Here is a 22,832-nt window from a genome sequence, read left to right on the forward strand (position 1 = left end):
GTTCCGGTCATTCGCCGCCCAGATCGAGCAGGACCTTCGACGCCACGGCGCGATCGCCGGCCAGGTCGAACGCTTCGACCGCCCGGGCCAGCGGGAGGGTGTGGCTGATCACCGGCTGGACGTCCAAGCCCGCGGCCAGCAGCGACAGCGCGTCGTCGAATTCGTGATCGAAGCGGAAGGCACCCCGCATGGTGATCTCCCGGGTGACCACCACGTTGCCGAGGAACCCGGTCTCGCCAGGTGGGAGCAGGCCGAGCAGGACGACCGTGCCGCCGCGGCGTACCCGCTGGACGCAGGTGCCGAGGCCCGCCCCGGAGCCGGACGCCTCGATGGCGACGTCGACGTCGTCCGGCCACGCCGGGTCGTCGGGCTGGCCGGCCCGGACGGTGGCTGTGGCGCCGACCCTCCTGGCGATGTCCAGGGGCGCGTCCAGCAGATCGCTGACGGTCACCTCGGCGGCGCCCGCGTGCCGCAACGCGGCGACCACCAGGGCGCCGATGGGACCGGCGCCCGTGACCAGCACGCGCTTCCCGGCCACCTCCCCGGCGCGGCGGACCGCGTGCAGAGCGACGGACAGCGGCTCGGCCAGCACGGCCCGGCGCGGGTCGAGCCCGGCAGGCAGCGCTCGTACCTGATCGGCGGGTACGATCAGCCGCTGGGCGAAACCACCCTGGACGTGCGGCATCCGGGCGGCGCTGCCGAGGTAGCGGGCCTGACCGCACACGTTCCGCCGGCCGCCCGCGCACTCCGGGCACGCGCCGCACGGGGTGGCCGGGTGGATCGCCACCGGTGTGCCGGCGGCCGGGCCGTCCGTACCGGGGCCGAGCGCGTGGACCCGGCCGACGACCTCGTGGCCGAGCACCAGGGGCTCGCGGACCTGGAAGTCACCGACCGAGCCGCGATGGTAATAGTGCAGGTCCGAGCCGCAGATGCCGCCGAGGGTCGCGGCCACGAGCACCTCCCCGGAGCGGGGAAGACCGGGATCCCACTCCTCGACCCGGAGATCGCCCGCCTTGTGGACGACGCAGGCACGCATATGTGCTCCCTCACAGAACGGACAGCATTCCGCCGTCGACGTACAACACTTGCCCGCTGACGAAGTCGGACGCGGGTGACGCCAGGAAGATCAAGGCACCGATCAGGTCGGAGACCTGGCCCCACCGGCTGGCCGGGGTGCGCCCCCGCACCCATGCGCTGAACTCCTCGTCCGCGACGAGCGCCTCGGTGAGTTCGGTCGCGAAATATCCCGGTCCCAGGCCGTTGACCTGGATGCCTGACGGGCCGAGGTCCGCGCACATGCCCTTGGTCAGCAGCTTCAGCCCGCCCTTGGTGGCCGCGTAGGGGGCGATGCCGGGCCGTACCGTCTCGCTCTGCACCGAGCAGATGTTGATGATCTTGCCGCGGCGGCGCGGGACCATCCGGCGGGCGACCTCCCGGCCCATCAGGAAGGCGCTGGTGAGGTTGGTGCCGATCAGCCGGTGCCAGTCCTCGTCGGGGAAGTCCACCAGCGGCGCGCGGTGTTGCGTCCCGGTGTTGTTGACCAGGATGTCGATCGGTCCCACCTCGTCCTCGATCGCGGCGACATTGGCGGCCACGGCCGCGGAGTCGGTCACGTCGAAGGCTCGGGCGAAGACCTTTCCGGCCGGAGCCAGTTCGGCGTGGGTCCGCGCGAGGACCGCCTCGTCACGGCCGTTGAGCACCACTGTGCACCCGGCCTCCAGCAGCCCTTGGGCCAGCGCACGGCCGATGCCCCGGCTGGAGCCGGTGATCAGCGCGATGCGTCCCTCGATGTCGAACAATGGGCTGCTTGTCACGCTGGTACCGCTTTCATCCACTTGTCGGGCCGTGAGAACGCTAGTCAGAGCTCATCGGGTTTGACCAATACCTAGTGTGTGTGACGTCATCGGCCACCCGAATTCTTGCCGAATTCGAGGATCAGCTCGTGAAAGAGATCGTGTACCGCGAGGGCGGGCTCCGACAGCGGTTGATGGTGGGACGTGCACAGCGAGAGCTTGACCTCGATCGTGGGGTTGACGATCCGCCGCACCACCAGATTCCGTACGTCGAGGATGGCCTGCGCCGCCGACCAGGGCAGCACCGTGGCACCCAGACCGGCGCTGATGGCGCTGGCCAGGGTCAGCACCGACTCGATCTCGCCGACGACCTTCGGTTCGAGTGAGGCATGGCGGAAGGCGGCGTCCACGACCTGGCGGATGGTGTGAATGCGGCTCGGCAGCAGCAGGCCCACATCGGCCAGCTCCGCGATGGAGACGTCGTCCGTCTCTGACGCCAGGCCGGTGCCCGGGGCGGCGACCAGGTAGAGGTCCTCGGTACGCATCGGCTCGAACTGGACGCCGCGGATGGGACCGGCGTCGTAGATGAACGCCATGTCCATGCGGCCCGTCATGATCGCTTCGCTGATGACGCCGCCGAAGTTCTCGTTGATGTGCAGCAGGATGTCGGGGTAGCGCTCCCGCACGGCCCGCAGCAGCGGCAGGGCCAGTGCCGCGCCCGTGCTGTACGGAGCCAGCCCGACCGAGACGCCTCCGGCGGGCGCCCGGCCGGATACGTCGATCGCCGCCTGCGCGTGTTCGAGCTGGCGCAGGATCAGCTGGGCGTGGCGGTAGAGGGCGCGTCCGGCCTCGGTCGGCGCCACCCCGCGCTTGCTCCTGATCAGCAGTTGCTGCTTGAACTGGCTCTCCAGCATGGAGATCTGCTGGCTCAGCGCGGGCTGCGCGATATGCAGGATGTCGGCGGCGCGCGTGATGCTCCCGGCGTCGACGACCTTGACGAACGAGTAGAGACGCCTGGTGTCCATCGGCTACCTCCAGCCTTTGCCAGGGGCTCATCGTACGGGCCGGGCACAGAGCCGGAGCAGGTGCGCGGTCATAGCGGGGACCTATCACGTCACACGCAATGTGTATTTGATGTGCCCATCTCCCCGGATTACGGTCACCCAAACGGTAATTCGGGCCTGACCGGCAACCCCCGGCGGGATCTTCGCAGCCGAGCTCAATCGCGCTTCGCGCCCCTTCTGACCTCTTGAGCGGAGGACGACATGGCACACACGGTCGATCTGGTGGCCGATCTCGGTGAGGGATTCGGCGCCTACACCATGGGTGACGACGAGGCGCTGCTGGATGTCCTCACCTCGGCCAACGTCGCGTGCGGCTTCCACGCGGGCGACCCGCGGATCATGGACGCCACCGTACGCCACTGCGTCGAACGCGGTGTCGCCGTCGGCGCGCACCCCAGCTTTCCCGACCTGGTCGGGTTCGGCCGCCGCGCGATGGAGCTGGCACCGGACGAGGTCCGTACCGATGTGCTGTACCAGGTGGGAGCTCTGCAGGCGTTCGCCGCCGCGCACGGCACCCGCGTACACCACGTGGCACCGCACGGCCGGCTCGGCAACCTGGTCGCGACCAGGCAGGACTACGCGGCCGCCGTGGCCGACGCGGTCGCCTCCCTCGACCCCTCGCTGATCGTCCTGGCGCAGGACGGGGAGCTCGCCGACGCCGCCCGCGCCCGTGGCCTGCGGGTCGGCATCGTCGGGATCGCCGACCGGGCCTACCTCGACGACGGCACCCTGGTGCCGAGGAGCGAACCCGGCGCGGTCATCCATGACGAGCGAGAGATCAGTGAGCGGACGGTCCGGCTGGTGACCGAAGGCGCGATCCGCAGCGTCGGCGGCCGGGACATCCCCGTCCATTGCGACACCGTCCTGCTGCACAGCGACACCCCCGGCGCCATCGCGCTCGCCCACCTCATCCGCAAGGAACTCATCGCGGCGGGCGTGACGATCGCCCCGCTGGCCGACGTGCTCGACGCCAGGTACGGCGGCTGAGATGGACCACGGCATCCACATCGCGGACTGCGGTGACTCGGCCGTCGTGGTCAAGGCCACCGGCGGCGGTGCCTGGCGGGTCGTGCACGCCCTGGCCGACGCGATCGAGGCGGTCCGGCTCCACGGGGTGCACGGCGTCGTCCCCACCTACGACTCGTTGCTCGTCGAGTTCGACTGCTCCGCCACGGATCACGACACGGTTCACCGCGCCCTGCGGGGCGCGGCCGGTCGGCTCGCCGAGAGCCCGGCTTTGGTGCCCTCGCCCAGGCGGTTCACGGTCCCGGTGGTGTACGGCGGTGAGTACGGACCCGACCTGCCCGTGGTGGCGGAGCAGCTGGGGCTGACCGAGCGGGAGGTCGTCGACCTGCACACCGCCCGGGACCTGATGGTGCGCTGCCTCGGCGCACCGGTGGGAGCCCCGATGATGGACGGCCCCGCGTTCCCGAAACCGGTCCCGAGGCTGGCCTCTCCGCGTACCAGCGTCCCGCCCGGGTCGATCGCCGTCGCGGGCAGGCAGGCCGTGATCTGCCCCATGCGTTCACCGGGCGGGTGGCCGCTGCTGGGGCGCACCCCGCTGCGTGTCCTCGATCTCGACTCCGAGCCGCTGACTCCGTACCGGCCCGGTGACATCTTCCGGTTCGTATCGATCACTCCCGAGGAGTGGTCCGACCACGACGGCGCGATGCTCGCGGCTGAGGCGGTGGCCCGTGGCTGACACGCTCACTGTCCACCGCGCCGGACTCTCGGTGGTGCAGGACCTCGGGCGGCTCGGCCGCTCCCGCTACGGCCTGCCGGTCAACGGCGCTCTGGACCAGTACTCCGCCCGCGTCGCCAACGTTCTGACCGGCAACGACGAAGGTGCGCCACTGCTGGAGATCACGGCACTGGGCTTCGCCTGCACGCCCTCGGCCGAGGTGCTCATCGCGGTGACCGGCGCTCCCGCCGAGATCACCGTCGATGACGTTCCGCGTCCCCGGTGGGAACCGGTCGTGGTCCGGGCGGGCGAAACGATCCGCGTCACGCGCATCAGGCAGGGTCTGCGCGTCTACCTCGCCGTGCACGGCTCGGTGGAGTCGCCGTCCCTGCTGGGCAGTTGCGCTCCCGACACGATCCTCGGGTTCGGGCGCACGCTGCGGGACGGCGATCAGCTCGCCATTCGTACGCCCTTTCCGCCGGTCGATCACCCGTTCTCCGACATTCCGCTGTTCCGGTTGAACGCTTCCGTACCGCGCTTCGGCGAACCGTGGACGATCGACGTCACCGACGGCCCGGACCTGGCGGAGTTCGGTGACACCGCGGAGCGGCTGTTCCGGTCGCAGTTCACCGTCACCCCCCAGAGCAACCACATCGGCCTGCGGATGCGCGGCGAGGTGCCGCGCCGGACGGCGACCGGCGAGGTGCTCTCCCGTGGCGTGCCCGTCGGCGCGGTCGAGGTGCCGGCCGGGGACGAACTGCTCGTCCTGCACCGCGGCCGTGGCGTCACCGCCGGCTATCCCGTCCTCGCGGTCGTCACCTCGACCGGCCTGTCCGCACTGGGGCAGGCCCGCCCCGGTCAGTCCGTCCGGTTCCGGCGCCGGACGGTGGCCGAGGCCGTGGCCGCGTACCGGTCACAACGCGCCGACATAGACTCCCTGCGCACTCGCGTACGCACGGTGTTCGACGCACTCACCCCCCACCCAGTAAGCGAGTGAAGGAGACAGCCATGGCCACCGTGGCCGCACAACCGACACCCAACACCGTCGATCCGAAAACCGCCCGTAAGGTCACCCTGGCGGGGTGCATCGGGATCTTCGCCGAGCTCTACGACAACGGCATCTTCGGCTTCATGGCCGGCACTCTGGGCACCGTCTTCTTCCCGGACTCGGCCAACGCCATCCAGCTCGTCTTCCTCGGGTATGCCGTCTCGTTCTTCTTCCGGCCCCTCGGCGGCATCATCTGCGGTCACCTCGGCGACCGCATCGGACGGCAGCGGATGCTCGTCTTCGTCATCCTGCTGATCAGCGTCGCGACGGCGGCCATCGGCCTGCTGCCGACCTACGCGAGCGTCGGCATCGCGGCACCCGCCCTGCTCATCCTGATGCGCGTCATGCAGGGCTTCTCGGTCGGTGGCGAGGCGTCCGGCGCGATGAGCTTCCTCGCCGAGCACGCGCCCGAGGGCAAGCGCGGCCTCTACACCAGCTACGCCCAGATCGCCTCCTTCCTCTCCCTGCTCACCGGCACGCTGATCGCCGCCGCCCTGACCAGCGGCCTCGGCCCGGACCGCATGGAGGCGTACGGCTGGCGGATCCCGTTCCTGCTGGCCATCCCGCTCGGTATCACCGGCATCTACATCCGCAAGCGCATCAGCGACACCCCGAACTTCACCCGTCTCCAGGAGAGCGGCAACCTGGCGAAGAACCCGCTGAAGGAGGCCTTCTCCTCCGCCGAGCACCGCCGCGCGATGCTGCTCGCCCTGTTCATCCCGCTGATGAATGGCTCCGGTTACTACGTGCTGTTCACCTACATGCCGACGTTCATGAACGCCCAGCTGCACTTCAGCAAGGTGCAGGCCCTGCTCGTCACCGCGACCAGCCTGGTGGCCATCTGCGTCGCCATCCCCTACATGGGCCGGCTGTCCGACCGGGTCGGGCGCAAGCGGGTCCTCGCGGGTGCCGCCATCGCCATGGCGATCGCCGGGATCCCCTGCTATCTGCTCATCGGCACCGGCAGCATGCCGCTCGCCATCCTGGGCGCGTGCGTCATGGCGATCATCTTCGCGGGCCACACGGGCGTCATCCACATCCTGCTCGTCGAACTCTTCCCGACCCGGGTGCGCTACTCCGCCTACGGGCTCGGGTACAACGTCTCGGCCGCGCTCTTCGGCGGCACCGCGCCGCTGCTGATGACGTTCCTCATCGCCAAGACCGGCAACACCGGCATGCCCGCCTTCTACGCGGTCCTCACCGCGCTCGGCACGCTCATCGCCGTGTCCCGGGTGAAGGACAGGGCACACCAGCCGCTGCGCGACGCGTAGCACCCCACCGCACCACTCATCCTCACGCGGAGAGATTCACATGCCCTTCTCGGACTACAAGACCGCTCTGGTGACCGGCGCCTCCACCGGAATCGGGGCGGTGGTCGTCGAGCGCCTGGCGAAGCGGGGGCTCGACGTCCACGCCGTGGCCCGCGACGCCGAGCGGCTCGGCGACCTGGCCCGGCGTACGGGATGCACGCCGCACGCCGTCGACATCACGGACACCGCCGCACTGACCGAGGCTCTGCGGGGGATCGACGTCGACGTCCTCGTCAACAACGCGGGGGTCTCCCGCCCAGGGAACATCCTGTCGGCCGACGAGTTCGCCATCGACGAGCAGGTGGCGGTCAACATCCAGGCGGTGCTGCACCTCGTACGCCTGATCATGCCGGGCATGGTGGAACGCGATCTCGGCCACATCATCAACATCAGCTCGATCGCCGCCGTCTACAACTTCGGCGGCAACACGATCTACCACGCCACGAAGGCGGCCGTGCACACCCTGTCCCGTCAGCTCCGCGTCGACGGGTACGGCCGCCGGATCCGGGTCACCGAGATCTGCCCCGGCCGGGTGGAGACGGAGATCTTCGGCCGGCTGCTCGGCGACATGGAAGCGGCCCAGCGCCTGTACTACGACGGGTACGAGTCGCTCAAGCCGGAGGACATCGCCGACGCGATCGACTACGCCATCGGCTCGCCCCGCCATGTGAACATCGGGCACCTGGAGATCATGCCGACCTTCCAGGTGCCCGGCGGCCTCAACTTCGAAAGGCGGGCCGACTGACATGGCACTGGCGCAGCGGGTGAACCGCATCAAACCCTCGCCCAGCACGGCCGCGGCCCAGCGCGTACGCGAACTCAAGGCGCTGGGCCACAAGATCCTCGACCTCACGGTGGGCGAGCCCGACTTCGACACCCCCGACCACGTCAAGGCCGCCGCGATCGAGGCGATCGCGCGGGGCGAGACCAAGTACACCCCCGTCAACGGAACCCCGCAGCTCAGGGCGGCCATCGCCGACAAGCTCGCCCGGCGGCACGGACTGCGCTACCCCACCGACCGGATCACCGTGGGCGGCGGCGCGAAGCAGATCATCTTCCTCGCCCTGGCGGCCACGCTGGACGCGGGGGACGAGGTCATCGTCCCGGCACCGTACTGGGTCTCCTACCCGGACATGGTCCTGGCCAACGACGGCACACCCGTCGTGGTCCCATGTCCGGAGGCCGACGGCTTCAAGCTGACGCCGCGACGGCTGGAATCCGCGATCACCGACGCGACCCGCTGGGTCATCCTCAACGCCCCGAACAACCCCACGGGCGCCGCCTACACCACGGACGAACTCCGCGCACTCGCCGACGTGCTGCTCGCCCACCCGCACGTCATGGTGCTGACCGACGAGATCTACGACGAGATCACGTATGAGCCGGAGCTGCCCAGCACCCTGGCCGCGGTCGAACCGCGCCTGGCGGACCAGGTGTTCCTCACGAACGGCGTCTCCAAGACGTATGCCATGACCGGCTGGCGGATCGGCTACGGGGTGGGTCCGGCGGAGCTGGTCGGGGCGGTCAACAAGCTGCAGTCGCAGATCTCCTCGTGCCCCTCGTCGATCAGCCAGGCGGCCGCCACCGCCGCGCTCACCGGCGACCAGAGCTTCATCGGCGACTGCGTCGCCGTCTACCGGGCCCGGCGGGACGAGACGGTCAAGATTCTGACCGGCGTCCCCGGCCTGACCTGCACCGCGCCGAGCGGCGGCTTCTACGTGCTCGTGGGATGCGCCGCGCTGCTCGGCGGCCGGACCCCGGCCGGCGAAGAGATCCGTACGGACGAGGAGTTCGCCCGCTATCTGCTGGAGTCGCAGCAGGTGGCGGTGATCCACGGATCCGCCTACGGAGCGCCAGGCTACTTCCGCGTCTCCTTCGCGACGTCGAGCTCCGTCCTGACCAAGGGCTGCGAGCGCATCGCCCGCGCCTGCGCCGACCTTTCCTGACCTTGGAGTAGGAGACTCATGCTGCGTGTCAACACGAAGTTCGACCGCCCCGATCCGGAGCTGGTCGAGCGGCTGAGCGCGTATTCGTCGGCCACCATTCACGAGGCGCAGGGCCGGCTCGGCGCCCTGAGCTCCACGATCAAGCCGGTCGACGACGCCATGTCGCTGTGCGGACCCGCCTTCACCGTGCGCTGCGCCCCCCGGGACAACATCATGCTCCAGGTCGCCATCGCGCACGCTCAGCCCGGCGATGTCGTCGTGGTGTCCGCCGGCGAATACGCGGAGGCCGGCTCCTTCGGCGACGTACTGGCCAACGCCTGCGTGGCCAAGGGCCTGGGCGGGCTGATCACCGACACGGGCGTCCGCGACACCCGGGAACTGCGCGAACTCGGCTTCCCGGTGTTCTCCTTCAGCGTCTCCATCAAGGGCACGGTCAAGGAGACCGTCGGTCCCATGGCGGAGCCCGTGCTGATCGGCGGCGAGATCGTCCGTCCTGGCGACGTGGTGCGAGGTGACGCCGACGGCGTCGTGGTCGTCCGGCGCGAAGACGTGGGCGAAGTGGTGCGGAAGTCGCAGGAGCGCGTCGACGCCGAGGCCGGGTACATCGCCGCCTACCGTGCCGGAAAGAGCGTCATCGAGGTCAGCGACCTCGCCGCCGTCCTCGAAGCGAAGGGACTGGTCATCGACGATTAGGATCTTTTCGTATGTTATTTGCCCGACTGTCGGAAAGGCCGCAATGATCCACCCCCTCAGTCGGCGGTCCGCTCTGCTGGGTGCCGCGGCCGTGGCCGGCCTGGCCGTGTGGGAGAGACCGGCAGAGGCGGCCGGCGCCGCCGCGTTCGACGCCGCGCGTGAACGGTGGGTGAGCCTGCTGGCCGGCGGGTCGTACGACGCCGCCTACCCCGACAAGACGCGGGCGGTCGAGGGCTCGGCCAACGCGGTGCTGCGCAAGCTGAAGCCCACCCCCGGCCGCCCGAGCCTGTGGCCCGACCTGCCGCTCGACGACCCCCGGACGGGCAACTTCAACCGCGCCTACAACCGCATGCGCACGCTGGCGCTGGGCTGGGCCACGCCGGGCACTGTCATGCACCGGGACGGTCAGGTCGCCGAGACCGCGGTCATGGCGCTGGACTTCCTGTACGAGCACGCCTACCACGAGGGGCTCAAGCGGCGGGACAGCAACTGGTACTGGTGGGAGATCGGCGTCCCCCGCGCGCTGACCGACACCTGCGCCCTGCTGTACGACGGCCTGCCCAAGGACCACCTGGAGCGCTGGCTGCGCCCCCTGCACCGCTGGTGCCCCGACCCGGAGCGCCGCGTCAGCCACCCAGGCGTCGTCGAGACCGGCGCCAACCGGGCGGGCAAGGCCACGGCGGTGGCGATCCGCGGATTACTCACCCACGACGCACGCCTGATCAAGCGGGCCCGGAACGCGGTCTCCGACCTGCTGCGGCCGACCAGGGGCCCAGGCGACGGCTTCTACCGTGACGGGTCGTTCATCCAGCACGACGTGTACGCCTACACCGGCAGCTACGGCGTGGACTACCTGGAGAGCGTGGCCAAGCTGATCGCCGTGCTCGCGAGGTCACCGTGGGAGATCACCGGAATCGGGAACGTCTACGACATCGTGGATCGCTCGTTCGTGCCGTTCATCTTCGACGGGCTGATGATGGACTGCGTACGCGGCCGGCAGATCTCGGTGCAGGGCCACCGTGACTACCACTCGGGGCAGAAGGCGGTCGAGTCCATCCTCACCTTGCTGGAGACGGCGCCCGAGCGCCATGCCCGGCGCTGGCGACCGATGGTGAAGGGCTGGCTCATCCGCAACCAGGTCGGCCCCGTCGGCACGCTCGCACCACTGGCGAGCATCGCGGGGGCCAAGGCCCTGCTGGAGGACCCGTCGGTGCCGGTCGGCCCGCGCATGACGGGCACGTACGTCTTCGCCGACATGGACCGCGTCGTGCACCGCCGTCCCACCTGGGCCTGCGCGATCGCGATGAGCTCGGAGCGCATCGGCGCGGCCGAGGCCATGAACCAGGAGAACCTGCACGGCTGGTACACCGGTGACGGCATGACCTATCTCTACACCGGCGATCTCACCCACTGGAACGATGAGCTGTGGCCCACGATCGACCCGTACCGGCTGCCGGGCACGACGGTCGACACCCGCGGACGCGCCGATCTCCCGTACGGCAAGCGCCGCCTGCCACCCACCCCGTGGGCGGGCGGTGTGGCACTCGACGGCGAGTACGGCGTGGCGGCCATGAAGCTGATCGCCGACGGCTCCTCGTTACGGGCCAAGAAGGCGTGGTTCCTCCTCGATGACGCGGTGATCGCGCTCGGCGCCGGCATCGCCGCCTCCGATGGCCGCCGCATCGAGACCATCGTGGAGAACCGCAACACCCACGACCGGCATCCGCCGCTGACCCGGGGCGACGGCTGGATCCACCTGTCCGGTGCGGCCGGTTACGCGCTGCTCGACGGCGCCGACGCGAAGGTGATCCGCGAGCAGCGCACCGGCCGCTGGCGGGACATCGACAAGGGCGCCACCACCGGAGGCGACCAGACCCCCGTCACCAGGCACTACACGACGATCGTCATCGACCACGGCGTCGATCCGCGCAAGGCGCGCTATGCCTATGCCGTGCTGCCCGACGCCTCCATCGCGCAGACCGCGGCTTACGGCGGGCGGGTCGAGGTCCTCGCCAACTCCCGAGTGGTCCAGGCCATTTCCCGCGACGACCTGCTCGCCGCCGTCTTCTGGCGCGCGGGGACCGTCGAGACCGCCTACGGACCGCTCACCGCCGACGGCCCTTGCACGCTGCTGGTCCGCCGCGACCACAAGGGGGTACGGCTCGCGGTCTCCGACCCGTCCAGGACCGCCGACGAGGTGAAGATCAAACTGCCCTGGCCGGTGAAATCAATCAAGGAGAGCGACCGCGGCGTGCGTAAGTCCAAGCGCGCGATCAAGGTGGAGGTCGGCGGCAGCCGCGGCCACGCCCGCACGGCGGTGGTGCGCGTCTGAACCTCCGAGGGTGCTTCAGCGCTTGGACGGTGCCAGATGGGCGCGCTCTCCCTGCGCGCCGAACAGGGTGAGCAGCTCCGCGGGCTGGTTGTCGGCGCTGCCGATCCAGTGCGGTACGCGGGTGTCGAACTCCGCGGCCTCGCCGGCGCCGAGCCGGAACTCCTGCTCGCCGAGCACGAACCTGACATGTCCGTTGAGGACGTAGAACCACTCGTATCCCTCGTGGGTCCGCATGCGCATCGCCGGCGCTCGGCCGGTGGGTGGATAGATCACCTTGTAGGCCTGGATGCCACCGGCCCGCCTGGTCAGCGGCACCATCACCAGCCCGGCTCGCCGCACTGGCCGCAGGTGGATGCGCGGGTCGCCGGTGGGCGGCGCCGCGACGAGATCATCGAGCGGGACGCCGTGCGCCCGGGCCAGCGGCAGGAGCTGCTCCAGCGTGGGGCGGAGCTTGCCGTTCTCGAGACGGGACAAGGTGCTCGCCGTGAGGCCGGTCTCGGTTGCCAGCGCCGCCAGCGTGGCGCTCCGCGCCCGGCGCAGGGCACGCAGCCGCGGCCCGACTCCGGCCAGGACATCTTCTTTGGGGTGATCCATGCCCCCGATAATGCGGATCCGCAACTTTTCTTGCAAGGGGGAAACCGCGGCGGCGATGCTCTTCGTACATCACCGGCGTCGAAGGGACAACGCAGATGGATTCCGCCCGACTACCCACCGAGGACGCCGAACTGTTCTGGGAACGGCACTACAGCACCCGGCGTACCTGGGACGCACACGTGAACGCGCTGCTCGCCGAGACCGCCGCTCCACTGAGTCCCGGCGCCGCCCTGGATCTGGGCTGCGGCGCCGGCGGCGACGCCATCTGGCTCGCCCGGCGAGGCTGGCACGTCACGGCGGTGGACATCTCCACCACCGCCGTCGAACGGGTGCGGGAACGCGCCCGTGAACTCGGCGTCGCGGACCGGGTCGCCACCGAACAGCACGATCTGGCCCGAACCTTCCCGGACGGAGAGTTCGATCTCGTCTCCGCCCAGTACTTCCAGACCCCGTTCCCGCTGCTCCGCGGCCGAGTCCTGCGCACCGCCGCACGGGCCCTGCGCCCCGGCGGTCTGCTGCTGATCGTCGACCACGGCTCCACCGCGCCCTGGTCGTGGAACCAGGACCCCAACATCCACTACCCCACACCCACCGAGATCGCCGCCGAACTCGATCTCGACCCCGCGCACTGGCCCGTCCTGCGCGCCGACATGCCCCGCCGCCAGGCCACCGGACCCGCTGGTGAGACCGCGACGGTCATCGACAACATCCTGCTCATCCAGCGAACCGCCGGACCGGAGTGACCCGATGCCAGAGAACCCATCCAGGACGAGGGCGAAGGACACCACGCCTCCGCGGACCGGCGCCGACGAGAAGGCCACCCTGCGGGGCTTCCTCGACTATCTGCGGAACTCGATCGCGGACAAGGTCACGGGCGTGCCGGAACCGCAGGTCCGAACGGGCGGCGTGCCCTCGGGCACCAACCTTCTCGGACTGCTCAAGCATCTGGCGTACGTCGAACGGTTCTACTTCCTCGGTGAGGACGCCGGCGACTGGGGCGCGACCATGCGGCCGTCCGCCGAGGACACCATCGACGGCGTGCTCGCCGACTACCGGAAGACCGTCGAGCGAGCGAACCAGGTCATCGACGCCTGCCCAGACCTGACCCTGCCCGCCCCGCGACCCTCGCGCCCAGGTCCGGCACCATCGATGCGCTGGGTCCTGGTGCACATGATCGAGGAGACCGGCCGGCACGCCGGCCACGCCGACATCCTTCGCGAGCGGATCGACGGATCCACCGGCCGCTGACAAGCCGGCCGATCTCCGGTCGCCGATCTACTCGACGAGTTTTCCGACGGTCGAGACCTCGCGCATGAGCGCCGCGATCTCGCCGGGAATCGGCGGGATGGCCTCCTTCTCCACCGATCCGGGACCGGACCACACGAGGTTGACCTGCAGCGCGGGGTCGAGCTCGGGATAGTCGGAGCGGTTGTGGCAGCCGCGGGTCTCGCGACGCTCCAGTGCGGTCTCGATCGTCGCCCGGGCGGCCAGCGCCGCGGACTTCAGGTCGAAGGCGTGGGCCAGGTCCTGGAAACCGGCGAGGTCCGGGTGCACGCCGACGTCGGCGATGCGCGCCCGTACCGCGGTGAGTTCGGCGAGGCCTTTGCGCAGGCCGCTCTCGTCGCGCACCACGCCGGCGTACTCGGTCATGATGTCGCGGAGGGAGCGCTGCAGTGAGCGCACGTTCTCGGGGCCGTCGGCGGCGAGGAGTTCGTCCACCTCCGCCCGCGCCGCGTCGAGTGCCTCGGCCGAGCGGCGCTGGGCGTCGAGGGCCGCGGAATACTCGGCCGCCGCCTGTCCGACGATGCGGCCGAAGACGAGCAGTTCGATGAGGGAGTTGCCGCCGAGGCGGTTGGCGCCGTGCAGGCCGCTGGCCGCCTCTCCGATCGCGTAAAGGCCGTCGACGCCCGTGCTGTGGTCCTCCGGCCGCACCCAGACTCCGCCCATCGAGTAGTGCGCTGTCGGGGCGATCTCGATCGGCTCCTTGGTGATGTCGAGCATCTGCAGTTCCAGGAGCGTCTGGTACACCCGCGGCAACCGCGTCATGATCGTCTCGCGCGGCAGGTGGGACACGTCCAGCCAGACGCCGCCGTTCGGAGTGCCGCGGCCTTCTTTGATCTCGGTGTAGGCGGCCAGTGAGACGCGGTCGCGCGTGGACAACTCCATCCGTTCAGGGTCGTACCGTGACATGAAGCGCTCGCCGAGCTGGTTGCGCAGGATTCCGCCCTCGCCCCGGGCCGCTTCGGACACCAGGGTGCCCGCCGCGTTCTCGGGTGCGATGAGACCGGACGGGTGGAACTGCACCAGCTCGGCGTCGCGGATGCGACAGCCGGCCAGGACGGCGAGGCGGAAGGAGTCGCCGGTGTTCTCGTCACGCCGGGAGGAGGTACGCCGCCAGATCCGGGTGTGGCCGCCGGCGGCCAGGATCACCGCGTCGGCATGGATGACATAGCGGCTGCCGTCGGTCAGGTCGAACCCGTACGCGCCGAAGACCGCGTTGTCGCGGACGAGGAGGCGCGTGATGTACACGGTGTCGAGGATGGGGACCTCCAGTTGCGCCGCCCGGTTGATCAGGGTGCGCTGGATCTCCAGCCCGGTGTAGTCGCCGGCGAAGGCGGTGCGCCGGTAGGTGTGGGCGCCGAAGAAGCGCTGCGAGATCCGCCCGTCCTGCTCGCGGGCGAACGGCATGCCCCAGCGCTGGAGGTCTTCGATACCCTGCGCGGCCCCCTCGGCGACAATTCGCACCGTCTGCGGGTTGGCCAGGAGGTAGCTCTCTTTGAGGGTGTCCGCCGCGTGCTGTTGCCAGCTGTCCTCGGGGTCCATCGTGGCGAGCGCCGCATTGATGCCACCGGCCGCGAGCGAGGTGTGCGCGTCCGCCTTCGGCCGCTTGCCCACGGCGAGGACGTCGACGCCGCGCTCGGCGAGTTCGATGGCGGCTCGCAGCCCGGCTCCTCCCGTGCCGATGACCAGGACTGATGTTGCGATCCGGTGCTCTGGCGCGTGCATGGTGCTCCTCTGACCACGTCGAAGAAAACGATTCCTGAAACAAGACCGGGTAGCGGTGTGGTTTGTGACTCGATGTCCGCGTATCCCGTCGGGAACGGCGCTCTACCTTGCGGGGGTCCCGGGCCATGACAACGCGCTTCCGGTGCGGCCCCCAGTGGCCGCGCCCCAGATCGTGACCGCGACCAGCACGACGCAGCCGGCCGCGATCAGCGCGACCACGGCGGCCACCCCGATCCAGGGCGCCGCGAGCGGGAGCAGCAGGACGACTGTGGCGCAGCTCAGAGCAGCGGCGGGAAAGATGACGGGCTCCGCGGCGACCAGCGCGTGGACCGCCCACAGCAGAGCGAGACACACCCCGACCGGGATGGCTACCGCGTAGCCGAGCGCCAGAGGTGATGCCGCGACGTCGTGCCCGGTCTGCTCCACCGCCACTTCGAGCCCGGCGCCCAGCGCCGCCAGGGCCGCGAAGATGCCATAGTGGCCGTACCCCCACAGGTACGACCGATGACGGCGGTCACTGAGACCTTCCCCCGCCTCCACGAGGAAGTACAGCCACCAAAGGGCGAACAACAGGACGAGACCGGAGCCGGCGATCACGAGGAAGGGACCGCTGATCTCACCCGCTTCGAGCGCTCCCTCGACTCCTCTGCTCGCGGCCAGGACACTCTCACCGAGCAGAATGATCGTGAACAGGCCGTAACGCTCGGCGATGTGATGCGGATGCCAGTTGGTGGCCCTGGCCCGCTCCGCCCACCGGGGCACCGCGAGTTCCCCGATGACCAGGCAGAGGAAGAACGGCAGCTGGAAGGCCGAGGGCAGGATGCCTGCCTCCACGAGGACCAGCCACAGCACCCAGCCCAGCTGCGCGATGCTGATGCCGGCGGCGTAGCGCAGTGCGGTGCGGCGGCGCGCCGGGTCTTCGATACCGGCCCGCAACCACTGGGTGACGAGCCCGACCCTCATGATCAGGTAGCCCAGGGCGATGAACCTGTAATCGGAGTGCCCGGCCGCGGCGGGCACACCGGCGGCGAGCACCAGCACACCGGCCATCTGCACCATGGTCAGCAGCCGGTAGGCGACATCGTCGGTGTCGTAGGACGAGGCGAACCAGGTGAAGTTCATCCACGCCCACCAGATCGCGAAGAACACCTGCAAGAACGGGACCAGCCCGGCCAGGCCATGACCATCGGCGATGCCGTGCGCGAGCTGCGCGGTGACGGCCGCGACCGCGACCACGAAGGTGAGGTCGAACAGGAGCTCCAGCGGGCTGGAGACGCGATGCGGCTCATCGATGGCACGAGCGCTCATCCGGACCCGGATCCGGATGGTGCTGCTGGCTGGTGGCAAGGTCCCGCTCCTGTCGCTCCGTGAGTCCCTCCTGCCTGAAGACAGGGCAGCACGCCGATTTGTGACAACGCGCCGCAGGTCGCCGTCCCCGTGCACCGGCCAGGGATATGACCGGGCGTTCTACGGGCGCGATCGGCACCCGAGCCGGGCGAGGGTGGCTATGTCACTGAGCCGGGCCTGGAGAACGAGGAGCCGGTCCCGGCGGTCCAGGCCACCGTGAGGGGGAAGATCGTCATGCGCTCGTGCAGCGTCGATGTCGTGTCGGAATCAGGCTCGTCGGCGGCGGACTTCGAAAACCTCCGTTCTCGACTGTTCGGGATCGCGTACCAGCTGCTGGGTCGTGCGGCCGACGCCGAGGACGTCGTTCAGGACGTGTGGGTCCGCTGGCAGGGCGCGGACCGGGCGCGGGTCCAGAATCGGGTCGCGTTCCTCGTGACCGTCACGACGCGGCTGGCGCTCAACGCGGCGACCTCGGCCCGCGCTCGTCGCGAGGTCAGTGTCGGGGGATGGCCACCGAAGCGTGATCTCGCATCCCTCGACCCAGTGCTGGAAGCAGAACGCGGCGAGGGGGTCGAGCTCGCGGTACAGCTCCTGATGGAACGGCTGTCCCCCGTCGAACGCGCCGTTTACGTGCTTCGCGAGGCGTTCGACTATCCGTTCCGCGAGATCGCCGAAGTACTCGAGCTCAGCGAGGCCAACGCGCGGCAACTGGCGCGCCGGGCGCGCAAGCATCTCGCCGAACGACCGCGCAACCCGGTCGATCCAGCGGAGCGAGATGGGCTGTTCGACGCCTTTCTCGGTGCGGCGCGAGCCGGCGACATGGCGCGTCTCATCGACCTGCTCGCCAAGGGCCATCTTTCGATCCGCCCCCAACGGGGATGGGCCACCTAGGCGAATTGTCCGGACCGTCCCCTCGCAGGGCATAATTGGGCTGACCCTAATCGACCAGGGTCTGTCCCACTTGACCTGCATGGTGGTGGTGAATGTCGAGCAGCGCTCCTCGGCGCGGTCTGCGTGGCAGGCGTGGCGAGTGTGAAGCGCTGGATCGGTTGGTCGCGAGCGCCAAGGCGGGTCAGAGTCAGGTACTGGTGCTGCGCGGCGAGGCGGGAGTCGGCAAGTCCGCCTTGGTGGAGTACCTGGTGGGGAGCGCTAAGGGATACCAGATCCTGCGGGCTGCCGGTGTCGAGTCCGAGATGGAGCTGGCGTTCGCCGGGTTGCACCAGCTGTGCGGGCCGAAGATGGGGCAGCTCGATCGTCTCCCCGGCCCGCAGCGTGATGCCTTGGCCATCGCGTTCGGCCTGAGCGCGGGGAGCGCTCCGGACCGTTTCCTGGTCGGGTTGGCGGTGCTCAGCCTGCTGGCCGAGGCGGCGGAGGAGCAGCCGCTCCTCTGCGTGGTGGACGACGCTCAGTGGCTCGATCGGGTCTCCGCGCAGACGCTGGCCTTCGTCGCGCGCCGGCTGCTCGCGGAGCGGGTGGCGGTGGTGTTCGCCGCGCGTGCGTCGCCGCTCGGTCAGGGCGATGATCAGTTGCTGGGGCTGCCGGAGCTCGTGATCCGGGGCCTGCGCGACGACGATGCGCGCGCGCTCCTGGATTCGGTGGTCCCCGGGCGGCTGGACGAGCGGGTCAGGGACCGAATCGTCGCCGAGACCCGCGGTAATCCGCTGGCCCTGCTGGAGTTGCCGCGGGGGTTGACGGCGGCGGAGTTGGCCGGTGGGTTCGGGCGTCCTGACGCGCGGCCCCTGGCGAGTCAGATCGAGCAGAGCTTCCTGCGGCGTATCGGGTCGCTTCCGGGTGCGACGCAACGGCTCCTGCTGGCGGCGGCCGCCGAGCCGGTGGGGGACGTGTCGTTGCTGAGGCGGGTGGCCGAGCGGCTCGACATCGGGGCGGACGCCGCGGCGGTGGCCCAGGCGGCGGGGCTGATCGAGTTCGGCACACCGGTGCGGTTCCGTCATCCGCTGGTACGTTCGGCCGCTTATCGCGCGGCGGATCCTGGAGAGCGCCAGGACGTCCATCGTGCGCTGGCCGAGGCAACCGATCCCGCGTCCGACCCGGATCGCCGAGCCTGGCATCGCGCCCACGCGGCGGTCGAACCCGACGAGGCCGTGGCCGGCGAACTGGAGCGCTCAGCCGACCGGGCCCAGGCGCGCGGCGGTATCGCGGCGGCGGCCGCGTTCCTGAAGCGGGCGACCGAGCTGACGCCTGATCCGGCCAGACGCGGAGCGAGGGCGGTGGCCGCGGCGCAGGCCACCTTCGAGGCCGGCGCCCCGGATGCGGCGCTCGAGCTCCTCGCCGCCGCGGAGATGGGTCCGTTGGACGAGCTCCGGCGCGGGCGGCTGGCCCGGCTCCGCGCCCAGATCGTCTTCGCGCGCAGACGCGGCGGCGATGCTCTGCCGCTCCTGCTCGACGCGGCCGGCCGACTGGAACGGGTCGACGACGGGCAGGCGCGTGAGGCGTACCTCGAAGCGGTCGGAGCGGCGATCTTCGCCGGCCGCCTCAACGGACGCGGCGGAGTGCGGCAGGTGGCCGAGGCCGCCCGTGCCGCACCACGGGGACCGCGACCACCACGGCCGGCGGACGTACTTCTCGATGGCCTGGCGACGTGGTTCGCCGAGGGCTACGTCGAGGGTGCGCCGCTGTTGAAGCGCGCTCTGCGGGCGTTCCGGCGGGACGCCGGACGCAACGGGGACGACATCATGCGCTGGCTCTGGCTGACCTGGCTGGTCGCCGCCGACATGTGGGACGACGAGACATGGCATGAACTGACCACGCACGCGGTCCGGACGGCTCGCGAGGCCGGCGCGCTCAATTTCCTTCCCCTGGCCCTCACCTACCGCGCTTCCGTGCACGTGCACGCCGGAGAGTTCGACGTGGCCTCGGCATTGATCGAGGAGTCCGACGCGATCACGGAGGCGACCCGCAACTCGCCGCTCGGTTACTCTTCGCTCCTGCTCGTCGCCTGGCGTGGCGAGGATGCCCAGGCGGCGGCGCTGATCCAGGCCAACGCCCGAGACGCGGCCTCCTGGGGTGAGGGGCGAGCGATCGGTTTGGGCGCCTACCTGATCGCGGTGCTGAACAACGGCCTCGGTCAGTACCAGGCCGCCCTGGCCAGCGCGGAACGGGCGTGTGAGCACGAGGATCTGGGAGTCTACGGTTTCGCCCTCGTCGAGCTCGTCGAGGCGGCCGCCCGCTGCGATGTCCCCGAGGCGGCCGAGGCTGCCCTGCGACAGATCGAGCAACGAGCCGGCGCCGGCGGCACGGACTGGGCACTCGGCGTTCTGGCCCGATCGAGAGCGCTGCTCAGCGAGGGCCGGGCCGCCGACGTGCTCTACCGCGAGGCCATCGAGCACCTCAAACGCAGCCGGATCGCCGTTCACCTCGCTCGCACCCACCTGGTGTACGGCGAGTGGCTTCGCCGCGAGAACCGGCGCCTCGACGCGCGCGAACAACTGCGAACCGCCTATGAGATGCTGCACCGTTTCGGCGCCCATGCCTTCGCCGAGCGCGCCCGTCGCGAACTCCTCGCCACCGGCGAGTCGGTGCGCCAGCGCGCGGTCGAGCTCCGTCAGGACCTCACAGCGCAGGAAGCCCAGATCGCCCGGCTCGCCGCCGACGGAAAGACGAACTCCGAGATCGGCGCCGAGCTGTTCATCAGCCCTCGCACGGTCGAATGGCACCTGGGCAAGGTGTTCACCAAGCTCGACGTCAACTCGCGGAACAAGCTCCGCAGAGTGCTGGCCGGCGCCTGACGGGCGGGTCAAACGATGCCTTCGGTTGCCCCAGCTCGGCCGGCAGCTCGGAGTCGAGCGCGGCCATGCTGGTGACGGCATCTCAAGATCGTCCTTGCCGTTGGGCGGCGGACGGCTGCTATCGTGTGGAAAGTTCGTGATCAGAGCTAGGAGACCAGACATGGCAGGCGACGACGACATCTCCGGGTGAGACCGGAGGTTGACCGGCCCCGGCGGGCGCTCATGATCGCCGCCGATGTGGCCTCGGTCGTCGTTCCCCGAATCCCTGTCCCTTTGCCGGGCGGCTTCGGCGCGCCCCGGATCACGTACGTACGAGGTATCTCGCATGTCCGATGCGTTCATCATCTGTGCCAACCTGTCCTTCTCCTGGCCTGACGACACCCCCGTCTTCAGCGAGCTCTCCTTCACCGTGGGCGCCGGCCGTACGGGCCTGGTCGCCCCGAACGGCGCGGGCAAGAGCACGCTGCTCAAGCTGATCGCCGGCGAGTACCAGCCCGGCGGCGGCAGTGTGTCCGTCGACGGCGCGCTCGGCTACCTGCCGCAGAGCCTGCCGCTGGCCGGCGACCTGACCGTGGCCGAGGTCCTGGGCATCGCTCCCGTGATCGCCGCGCTGGACGCCATCGAGTCCGGGGACGCGAGCGAGGAGCACTTCACCACCATCGGCAACGACTGGGACATCGAGGAGCGCACCCGGGCTCAGCTCGACCGGCTCGGGCTCGGCGACCTCGAGTTCGCGCGCACGCTGTGTACGCTGAGCGGGGGACAGGTCGTCTCGCTCGGCCTGGCCGCGCAGCTCCTCAAACGGCCCGGCGTCCTGCTGCTCGACGAGCCGACGAACAACCTCGACCTCGACGCGCGCCGCGGCCTCTACGACGTGCTCGGCGACTGGAACGGCTGCCTGCTCGTGGTCAGTCACGACCGGGCCCTGCTCGACCGCATGGACCGCATCGCCGAGCTGGACCGGGGCGAGGTCCGCTTCTACGGCGGCGACTTCACCGCGTACGAGGAGGCCGTACGCACCGAGCAGGAGGCCGCCCAGCGGAACGTGCGCAGCGCCGAGCAGGAGCTCAAGCGCGAGAAGCGGGAGCTGCAGCAGGCTCGTGAGCGGGCCGAGCGCCGGGCGAGCAACGCCGCGCGCAACCTCAAGAACGCCGGCCTGCCGCGGATCTTCGCCGGGAACATGAAACGCGGCGCCCAGGAGTCCGCCGGCCGGGCGGGTCAGACGCACGCCGCACGCGTCGGCGATGCCAGGGCCCGGCTCGACGAGGCGGAGCGCGCCCTGCGTGACGACCAGAAGATCGTGCTGAACCTGCCCGGGACCAACGTCCCCGCCGGGCGCACGGTCTTCCTCGGCGAACACCTGCGGGCCCGCGACCTGTTCGCCGAGCCGGGCCTCGACCTGACGATCCGCGGACCCGAGCGCATCGCGCTGACCGGCCCCAACGGCGCGGGCAAGTCCACCCTGCTCCGCCTGATCAGCGGCGACCTGGAGCCCGACGACGGCACGACCAGGCGGGCCGGCGGCCGGGTGGCCTACCTGTCGCAGCGGCTGGACCTGCTCGACGTCGGGCGCACCGTGGCGGAGAACCTGGCCGCGTTCGCCCCCGGCATGCCGGCGGCGGAGCGGATGAACCTGCTGGCCCGCTTCCTCTTCCGGGGCACCCGCGCCCACCTGCCTGTCGGGGTGCTGTCGGGCGGCGAACGGTTGCGCGCCACGCTCGCCTGCGCGCTGTGCGCCGAGCCGGCGCCTCAGCTTCTGCTGCTCGACGAGCCCACCAACAACCTCGACCTGGTCAGCGTGGGGCAGTTGGAGAGCGCGCTCGGCGCGTACGAGGGGGCGTTCGTGGTGGTCAGCCACGACGAGCGGTTCCTCGCGGAGATCAAGGTGGACCGCCGGCTGGAGCTGTCCGGCGGGCGGCTGCTGGAGACCGGAGGCCTCGCCGGTGAGTGACGCGCACCGACACCGTCAAGACGGCCGAGGAGGCCGCCGTCTTCGGCGGCACGGCCGGGAAGCCCTATGACCCCTGCTACCACCTGGCCTGCGACACCTACGACAACGTCAACACGACCCTCCTCGACCAGTTCGCGGACGGCGCCGCCTACGCGACCGAGACGTTCGCCAGGAGCGTGCCGACGATGAGGACCGGCAACGCGGCAACCCCTGCCACCAAGAAGGCCACCAGAACCGGCGAGGGCCACACCCCCGCCAGCTGATGCCAGGTCAGCCCGGGGGGTCTCCCCCCGGGCTGGACGATCCCACCGCGATCGACCG

The 22,832-nt window shown here is 70.3% G+C and carries 20 protein-coding genes; 14 read left to right on the forward strand and 6 right to left on the reverse strand.

Annotated features, from left to right (window positions below; all coding sequences use genetic code 11):
* Positions 1 to 7: 7 nt before the first annotated feature.
* From AB0B91_RS11045 to nac, 3 genes are all read right to left on the reverse strand, one after another.
* Positions 8 to 1,036 carry an L-idonate 5-dehydrogenase gene (locus AB0B91_RS11045; RefSeq protein ID WP_358318111.1) on the reverse strand — a complete coding sequence of 343 codons (1,029 nt, stop codon included), beginning with the start codon at positions 1,034 to 1,036 and terminating at the stop codon, positions 8 to 10.
* Positions 1,037 to 1,046: 10 nt separating this feature from the next.
* Positions 1,047 to 1,814, reverse strand: coding sequence for an SDR family oxidoreductase (locus AB0B91_RS11050; RefSeq protein ID WP_358318112.1), 768 nt, complete (start codon positions 1,812 to 1,814; stop codon positions 1,047 to 1,049).
* 86 nt (positions 1,815 to 1,900) lie between these two features.
* On the reverse strand, positions 1,901 to 2,818 hold the full coding sequence (gene nac, locus AB0B91_RS11055; RefSeq protein ID WP_358318113.1) for a nitrogen assimilation transcriptional regulator NAC: 918 nt from the start codon (positions 2,816 to 2,818) through the stop codon (positions 1,901 to 1,903).
* Positions 2,819 to 3,058: 240 nt separating this feature from the next.
* On the opposite strand from nac, the gene AB0B91_RS11060 reads away from it, so the two are divergent.
* Genes AB0B91_RS11060 through AB0B91_RS11095 form a run of 8 tightly spaced genes read left to right on the forward strand, consistent with a single transcriptional unit; the run spans position 3,059 to position 11,867 of the window.
* Positions 3,059 to 3,844 carry a 5-oxoprolinase subunit PxpA gene (locus AB0B91_RS11060; RefSeq protein WP_358318114.1) on the forward strand — a complete coding sequence of 262 codons (786 nt, stop codon included), beginning with the start codon at positions 3,059 to 3,061 and terminating at the stop codon, positions 3,842 to 3,844.
* 1 nt (position 3,845) lies between these two features.
* A complete protein-coding gene (locus AB0B91_RS11065; RefSeq protein ID WP_358318115.1) occupies positions 3,846 to 4,559 on the forward strand; it encodes a carboxyltransferase domain-containing protein in 714 nt (237 codons plus the stop codon).
* The gene (locus tag AB0B91_RS11070) at positions 4,552 to 5,535 is read left to right on the forward strand and encodes a biotin-dependent carboxyltransferase family protein (RefSeq protein ID WP_358318116.1); all 984 of its coding nucleotides are present in this window, start codon (positions 4,552 to 4,554) and stop codon (positions 5,533 to 5,535) included. Before AB0B91_RS11065 ends, AB0B91_RS11070 begins: the two co-directional genes overlap by 8 nt.
* 11 nt (positions 5,536 to 5,546) lie before the next feature.
* Positions 5,547 to 6,857 (forward strand): MFS transporter, encoded by a 1,311-nt coding sequence (locus AB0B91_RS11075; RefSeq protein ID WP_358318117.1) that lies wholly within the window; start codon positions 5,547 to 5,549, stop codon positions 6,855 to 6,857.
* 40 nt (positions 6,858 to 6,897) lie between these two features.
* Entirely contained in the window at positions 6,898 to 7,641 is a 744-nt protein-coding gene (locus AB0B91_RS11080; protein WP_358318118.1) for an SDR family oxidoreductase, read from the forward strand.
* A gap of 1 nt (position 7,642) precedes the next feature.
* Positions 7,643 to 8,842, forward strand: a complete 1,200-nt coding sequence (locus AB0B91_RS11085; protein WP_358318119.1) for an aspartate transaminase — start codon at positions 7,643 to 7,645, stop codon at positions 8,840 to 8,842.
* Between the two features lie 18 nt (positions 8,843 to 8,860).
* Entirely contained in the window at positions 8,861 to 9,535 is a 675-nt protein-coding gene (locus AB0B91_RS11090) for a 4-carboxy-4-hydroxy-2-oxoadipate aldolase/oxaloacetate decarboxylase (RefSeq protein ID WP_358318120.1), read from the forward strand.
* Positions 9,536 to 9,578: 43 nt separating this feature from the next.
* Entirely contained in the window at positions 9,579 to 11,867 is a 2,289-nt protein-coding gene (locus tag AB0B91_RS11095) for a polysaccharide lyase 8 family protein (protein ID WP_358318121.1), read from the forward strand.
* A gap of 15 nt (positions 11,868 to 11,882) precedes the next feature.
* Here the strand turns inward: AB0B91_RS11095 and AB0B91_RS11100 are convergent, their stop codons facing one another.
* A complete protein-coding gene (locus tag AB0B91_RS11100; protein WP_358318122.1) occupies positions 11,883 to 12,461 on the reverse strand; it encodes an XRE family transcriptional regulator in 579 nt (192 codons plus the stop codon).
* A 95-nt stretch (positions 12,462 to 12,556) separates the two neighbouring features.
* Here AB0B91_RS11100 and AB0B91_RS11105 point away from each other — a divergent pair, with 95 nt between their 5' ends.
* Together AB0B91_RS11105 and AB0B91_RS11110 are read left to right on the forward strand one after the other, a co-directional pair.
* Positions 12,557 to 13,204 carry a class I SAM-dependent methyltransferase gene (locus tag AB0B91_RS11105; protein WP_358318123.1) on the forward strand — a complete coding sequence of 216 codons (648 nt, stop codon included), beginning with the start codon at positions 12,557 to 12,559 and terminating at the stop codon, positions 13,202 to 13,204.
* A gap of 4 nt (positions 13,205 to 13,208) precedes the next feature.
* The gene (locus AB0B91_RS11110) at positions 13,209 to 13,709 is read left to right on the forward strand and encodes a DinB family protein (RefSeq protein ID WP_358318124.1); all 501 of its coding nucleotides are present in this window, start codon (positions 13,209 to 13,211) and stop codon (positions 13,707 to 13,709) included.
* A gap of 27 nt (positions 13,710 to 13,736) precedes the next feature.
* On the opposite strand, the gene AB0B91_RS11115 is transcribed toward AB0B91_RS11110, so the two are convergent.
* Both AB0B91_RS11115 and AB0B91_RS11120 read right to left on the reverse strand, forming a co-directional pair.
* Complete coding sequence (locus AB0B91_RS11115) at positions 13,737 to 15,467, reverse strand: FAD-dependent oxidoreductase (RefSeq protein ID WP_358318125.1); 1,731 nt, start codon at positions 15,465 to 15,467, stop codon at positions 13,737 to 13,739.
* Positions 15,468 to 15,569: 102 nt separating this feature from the next.
* Positions 15,570 to 16,775, reverse strand: coding sequence for a low temperature requirement protein A (locus tag AB0B91_RS11120; RefSeq protein ID WP_358318126.1), 1,206 nt, complete (start codon positions 16,773 to 16,775; stop codon positions 15,570 to 15,572).
* Positions 16,776 to 17,072: 297 nt separating this feature from the next.
* Between AB0B91_RS11120 and AB0B91_RS11125 the strand changes: the two genes are divergently transcribed.
* From AB0B91_RS11125 to AB0B91_RS11140, 4 genes are all read left to right on the forward strand, one after another.
* Positions 17,073 to 17,705, forward strand: a complete 633-nt coding sequence (locus AB0B91_RS11125) for a sigma-70 family RNA polymerase sigma factor (RefSeq protein WP_358318127.1) — start codon at positions 17,073 to 17,075, stop codon at positions 17,703 to 17,705.
* A 92-nt stretch (positions 17,706 to 17,797) separates the two neighbouring features.
* Positions 17,798 to 20,560, forward strand: coding sequence for an AAA family ATPase (locus AB0B91_RS11130; RefSeq protein WP_358318128.1), 2,763 nt, complete (start codon positions 17,798 to 17,800; stop codon positions 20,558 to 20,560).
* A gap of 325 nt (positions 20,561 to 20,885) precedes the next feature.
* Entirely contained in the window at positions 20,886 to 22,511 is a 1,626-nt protein-coding gene (locus AB0B91_RS11135) for an ABC-F family ATP-binding cassette domain-containing protein (protein WP_358318129.1), read from the forward strand.
* On the forward strand, positions 22,508 to 22,774 hold the full coding sequence (locus AB0B91_RS11140) for a M28 family peptidase (RefSeq protein ID WP_358318130.1): 267 nt from the start codon (positions 22,508 to 22,510) through the stop codon (positions 22,772 to 22,774). Before AB0B91_RS11135 ends, AB0B91_RS11140 begins: the two co-directional genes overlap by 4 nt.
* The last annotated feature ends 58 nt before the right edge of the window (positions 22,775 to 22,832 follow it).

This window comes from Nonomuraea sp. NPDC049141 (assembly GCF_040648415.1).
Taxonomy (GTDB): domain Bacteria; phylum Actinomycetota; class Actinomycetes; order Streptosporangiales; family Streptosporangiaceae; genus Nonomuraea.

Bases quoted from the DNA above. Each gene is read 5' to 3' on its own strand.
- AB0B91_RS11110 (WP_358318124.1), top strand. From the start codon at position 13,209: ATGCCAGAGAACCCATCCAGGACGAGGGCGAAGGACACCACGCCTCCG.
- AB0B91_RS11060 (WP_358318114.1), top strand. From the start codon at position 3,059: ATGGCACACACGGTCGATCTGGTGGCCGATCTCGGTGAGGGATTCGGC.
- AB0B91_RS11115 (WP_358318125.1), bottom strand. From the start codon at position 15,467: ATGCACGCGCCAGAGCACCGGATCGCAACATCAGTCCTGGTCATCGGC.
- AB0B91_RS11135 (WP_358318129.1), top strand. From the start codon at position 20,886: ATGTCCGATGCGTTCATCATCTGTGCCAACCTGTCCTTCTCCTGGCCT.
- AB0B91_RS11105 (WP_358318123.1), top strand. From the start codon at position 12,557: ATGGATTCCGCCCGACTACCCACCGAGGACGCCGAACTGTTCTGGGAA.
- AB0B91_RS11100 (WP_358318122.1), bottom strand. From the start codon at position 12,461: ATGGATCACCCCAAAGAAGATGTCCTGGCCGGAGTCGGGCCGCGGCTG.
- AB0B91_RS11085 (WP_358318119.1), top strand. From the start codon at position 7,643: ATGGCACTGGCGCAGCGGGTGAACCGCATCAAACCCTCGCCCAGCACG.
- nac (WP_358318113.1), bottom strand. From the start codon at position 2,818: ATGGACACCAGGCGTCTCTACTCGTTCGTCAAGGTCGTCGACGCCGGG.
- AB0B91_RS11090 (WP_358318120.1), top strand. From the start codon at position 8,861: ATGCTGCGTGTCAACACGAAGTTCGACCGCCCCGATCCGGAGCTGGTC.
- AB0B91_RS11075 (WP_358318117.1), top strand. From the start codon at position 5,547: ATGGCCACCGTGGCCGCACAACCGACACCCAACACCGTCGATCCGAAA.
- AB0B91_RS11065 (WP_358318115.1), top strand. From the start codon at position 3,846: ATGGACCACGGCATCCACATCGCGGACTGCGGTGACTCGGCCGTCGTG.
- AB0B91_RS11080 (WP_358318118.1), top strand. From the start codon at position 6,898: ATGCCCTTCTCGGACTACAAGACCGCTCTGGTGACCGGCGCCTCCACC.
- AB0B91_RS11120 (WP_358318126.1), bottom strand. From the start codon at position 16,775: ATGAGCGCTCGTGCCATCGATGAGCCGCATCGCGTCTCCAGCCCGCTG.
- AB0B91_RS11045 (WP_358318111.1), bottom strand. From the start codon at position 1,036: ATGCGTGCCTGCGTCGTCCACAAGGCGGGCGATCTCCGGGTCGAGGAG.
- AB0B91_RS11095 (WP_358318121.1), top strand. From the start codon at position 9,579: ATGATCCACCCCCTCAGTCGGCGGTCCGCTCTGCTGGGTGCCGCGGCC.
- AB0B91_RS11130 (WP_358318128.1), top strand. From the start codon at position 17,798: ATGTCGAGCAGCGCTCCTCGGCGCGGTCTGCGTGGCAGGCGTGGCGAG.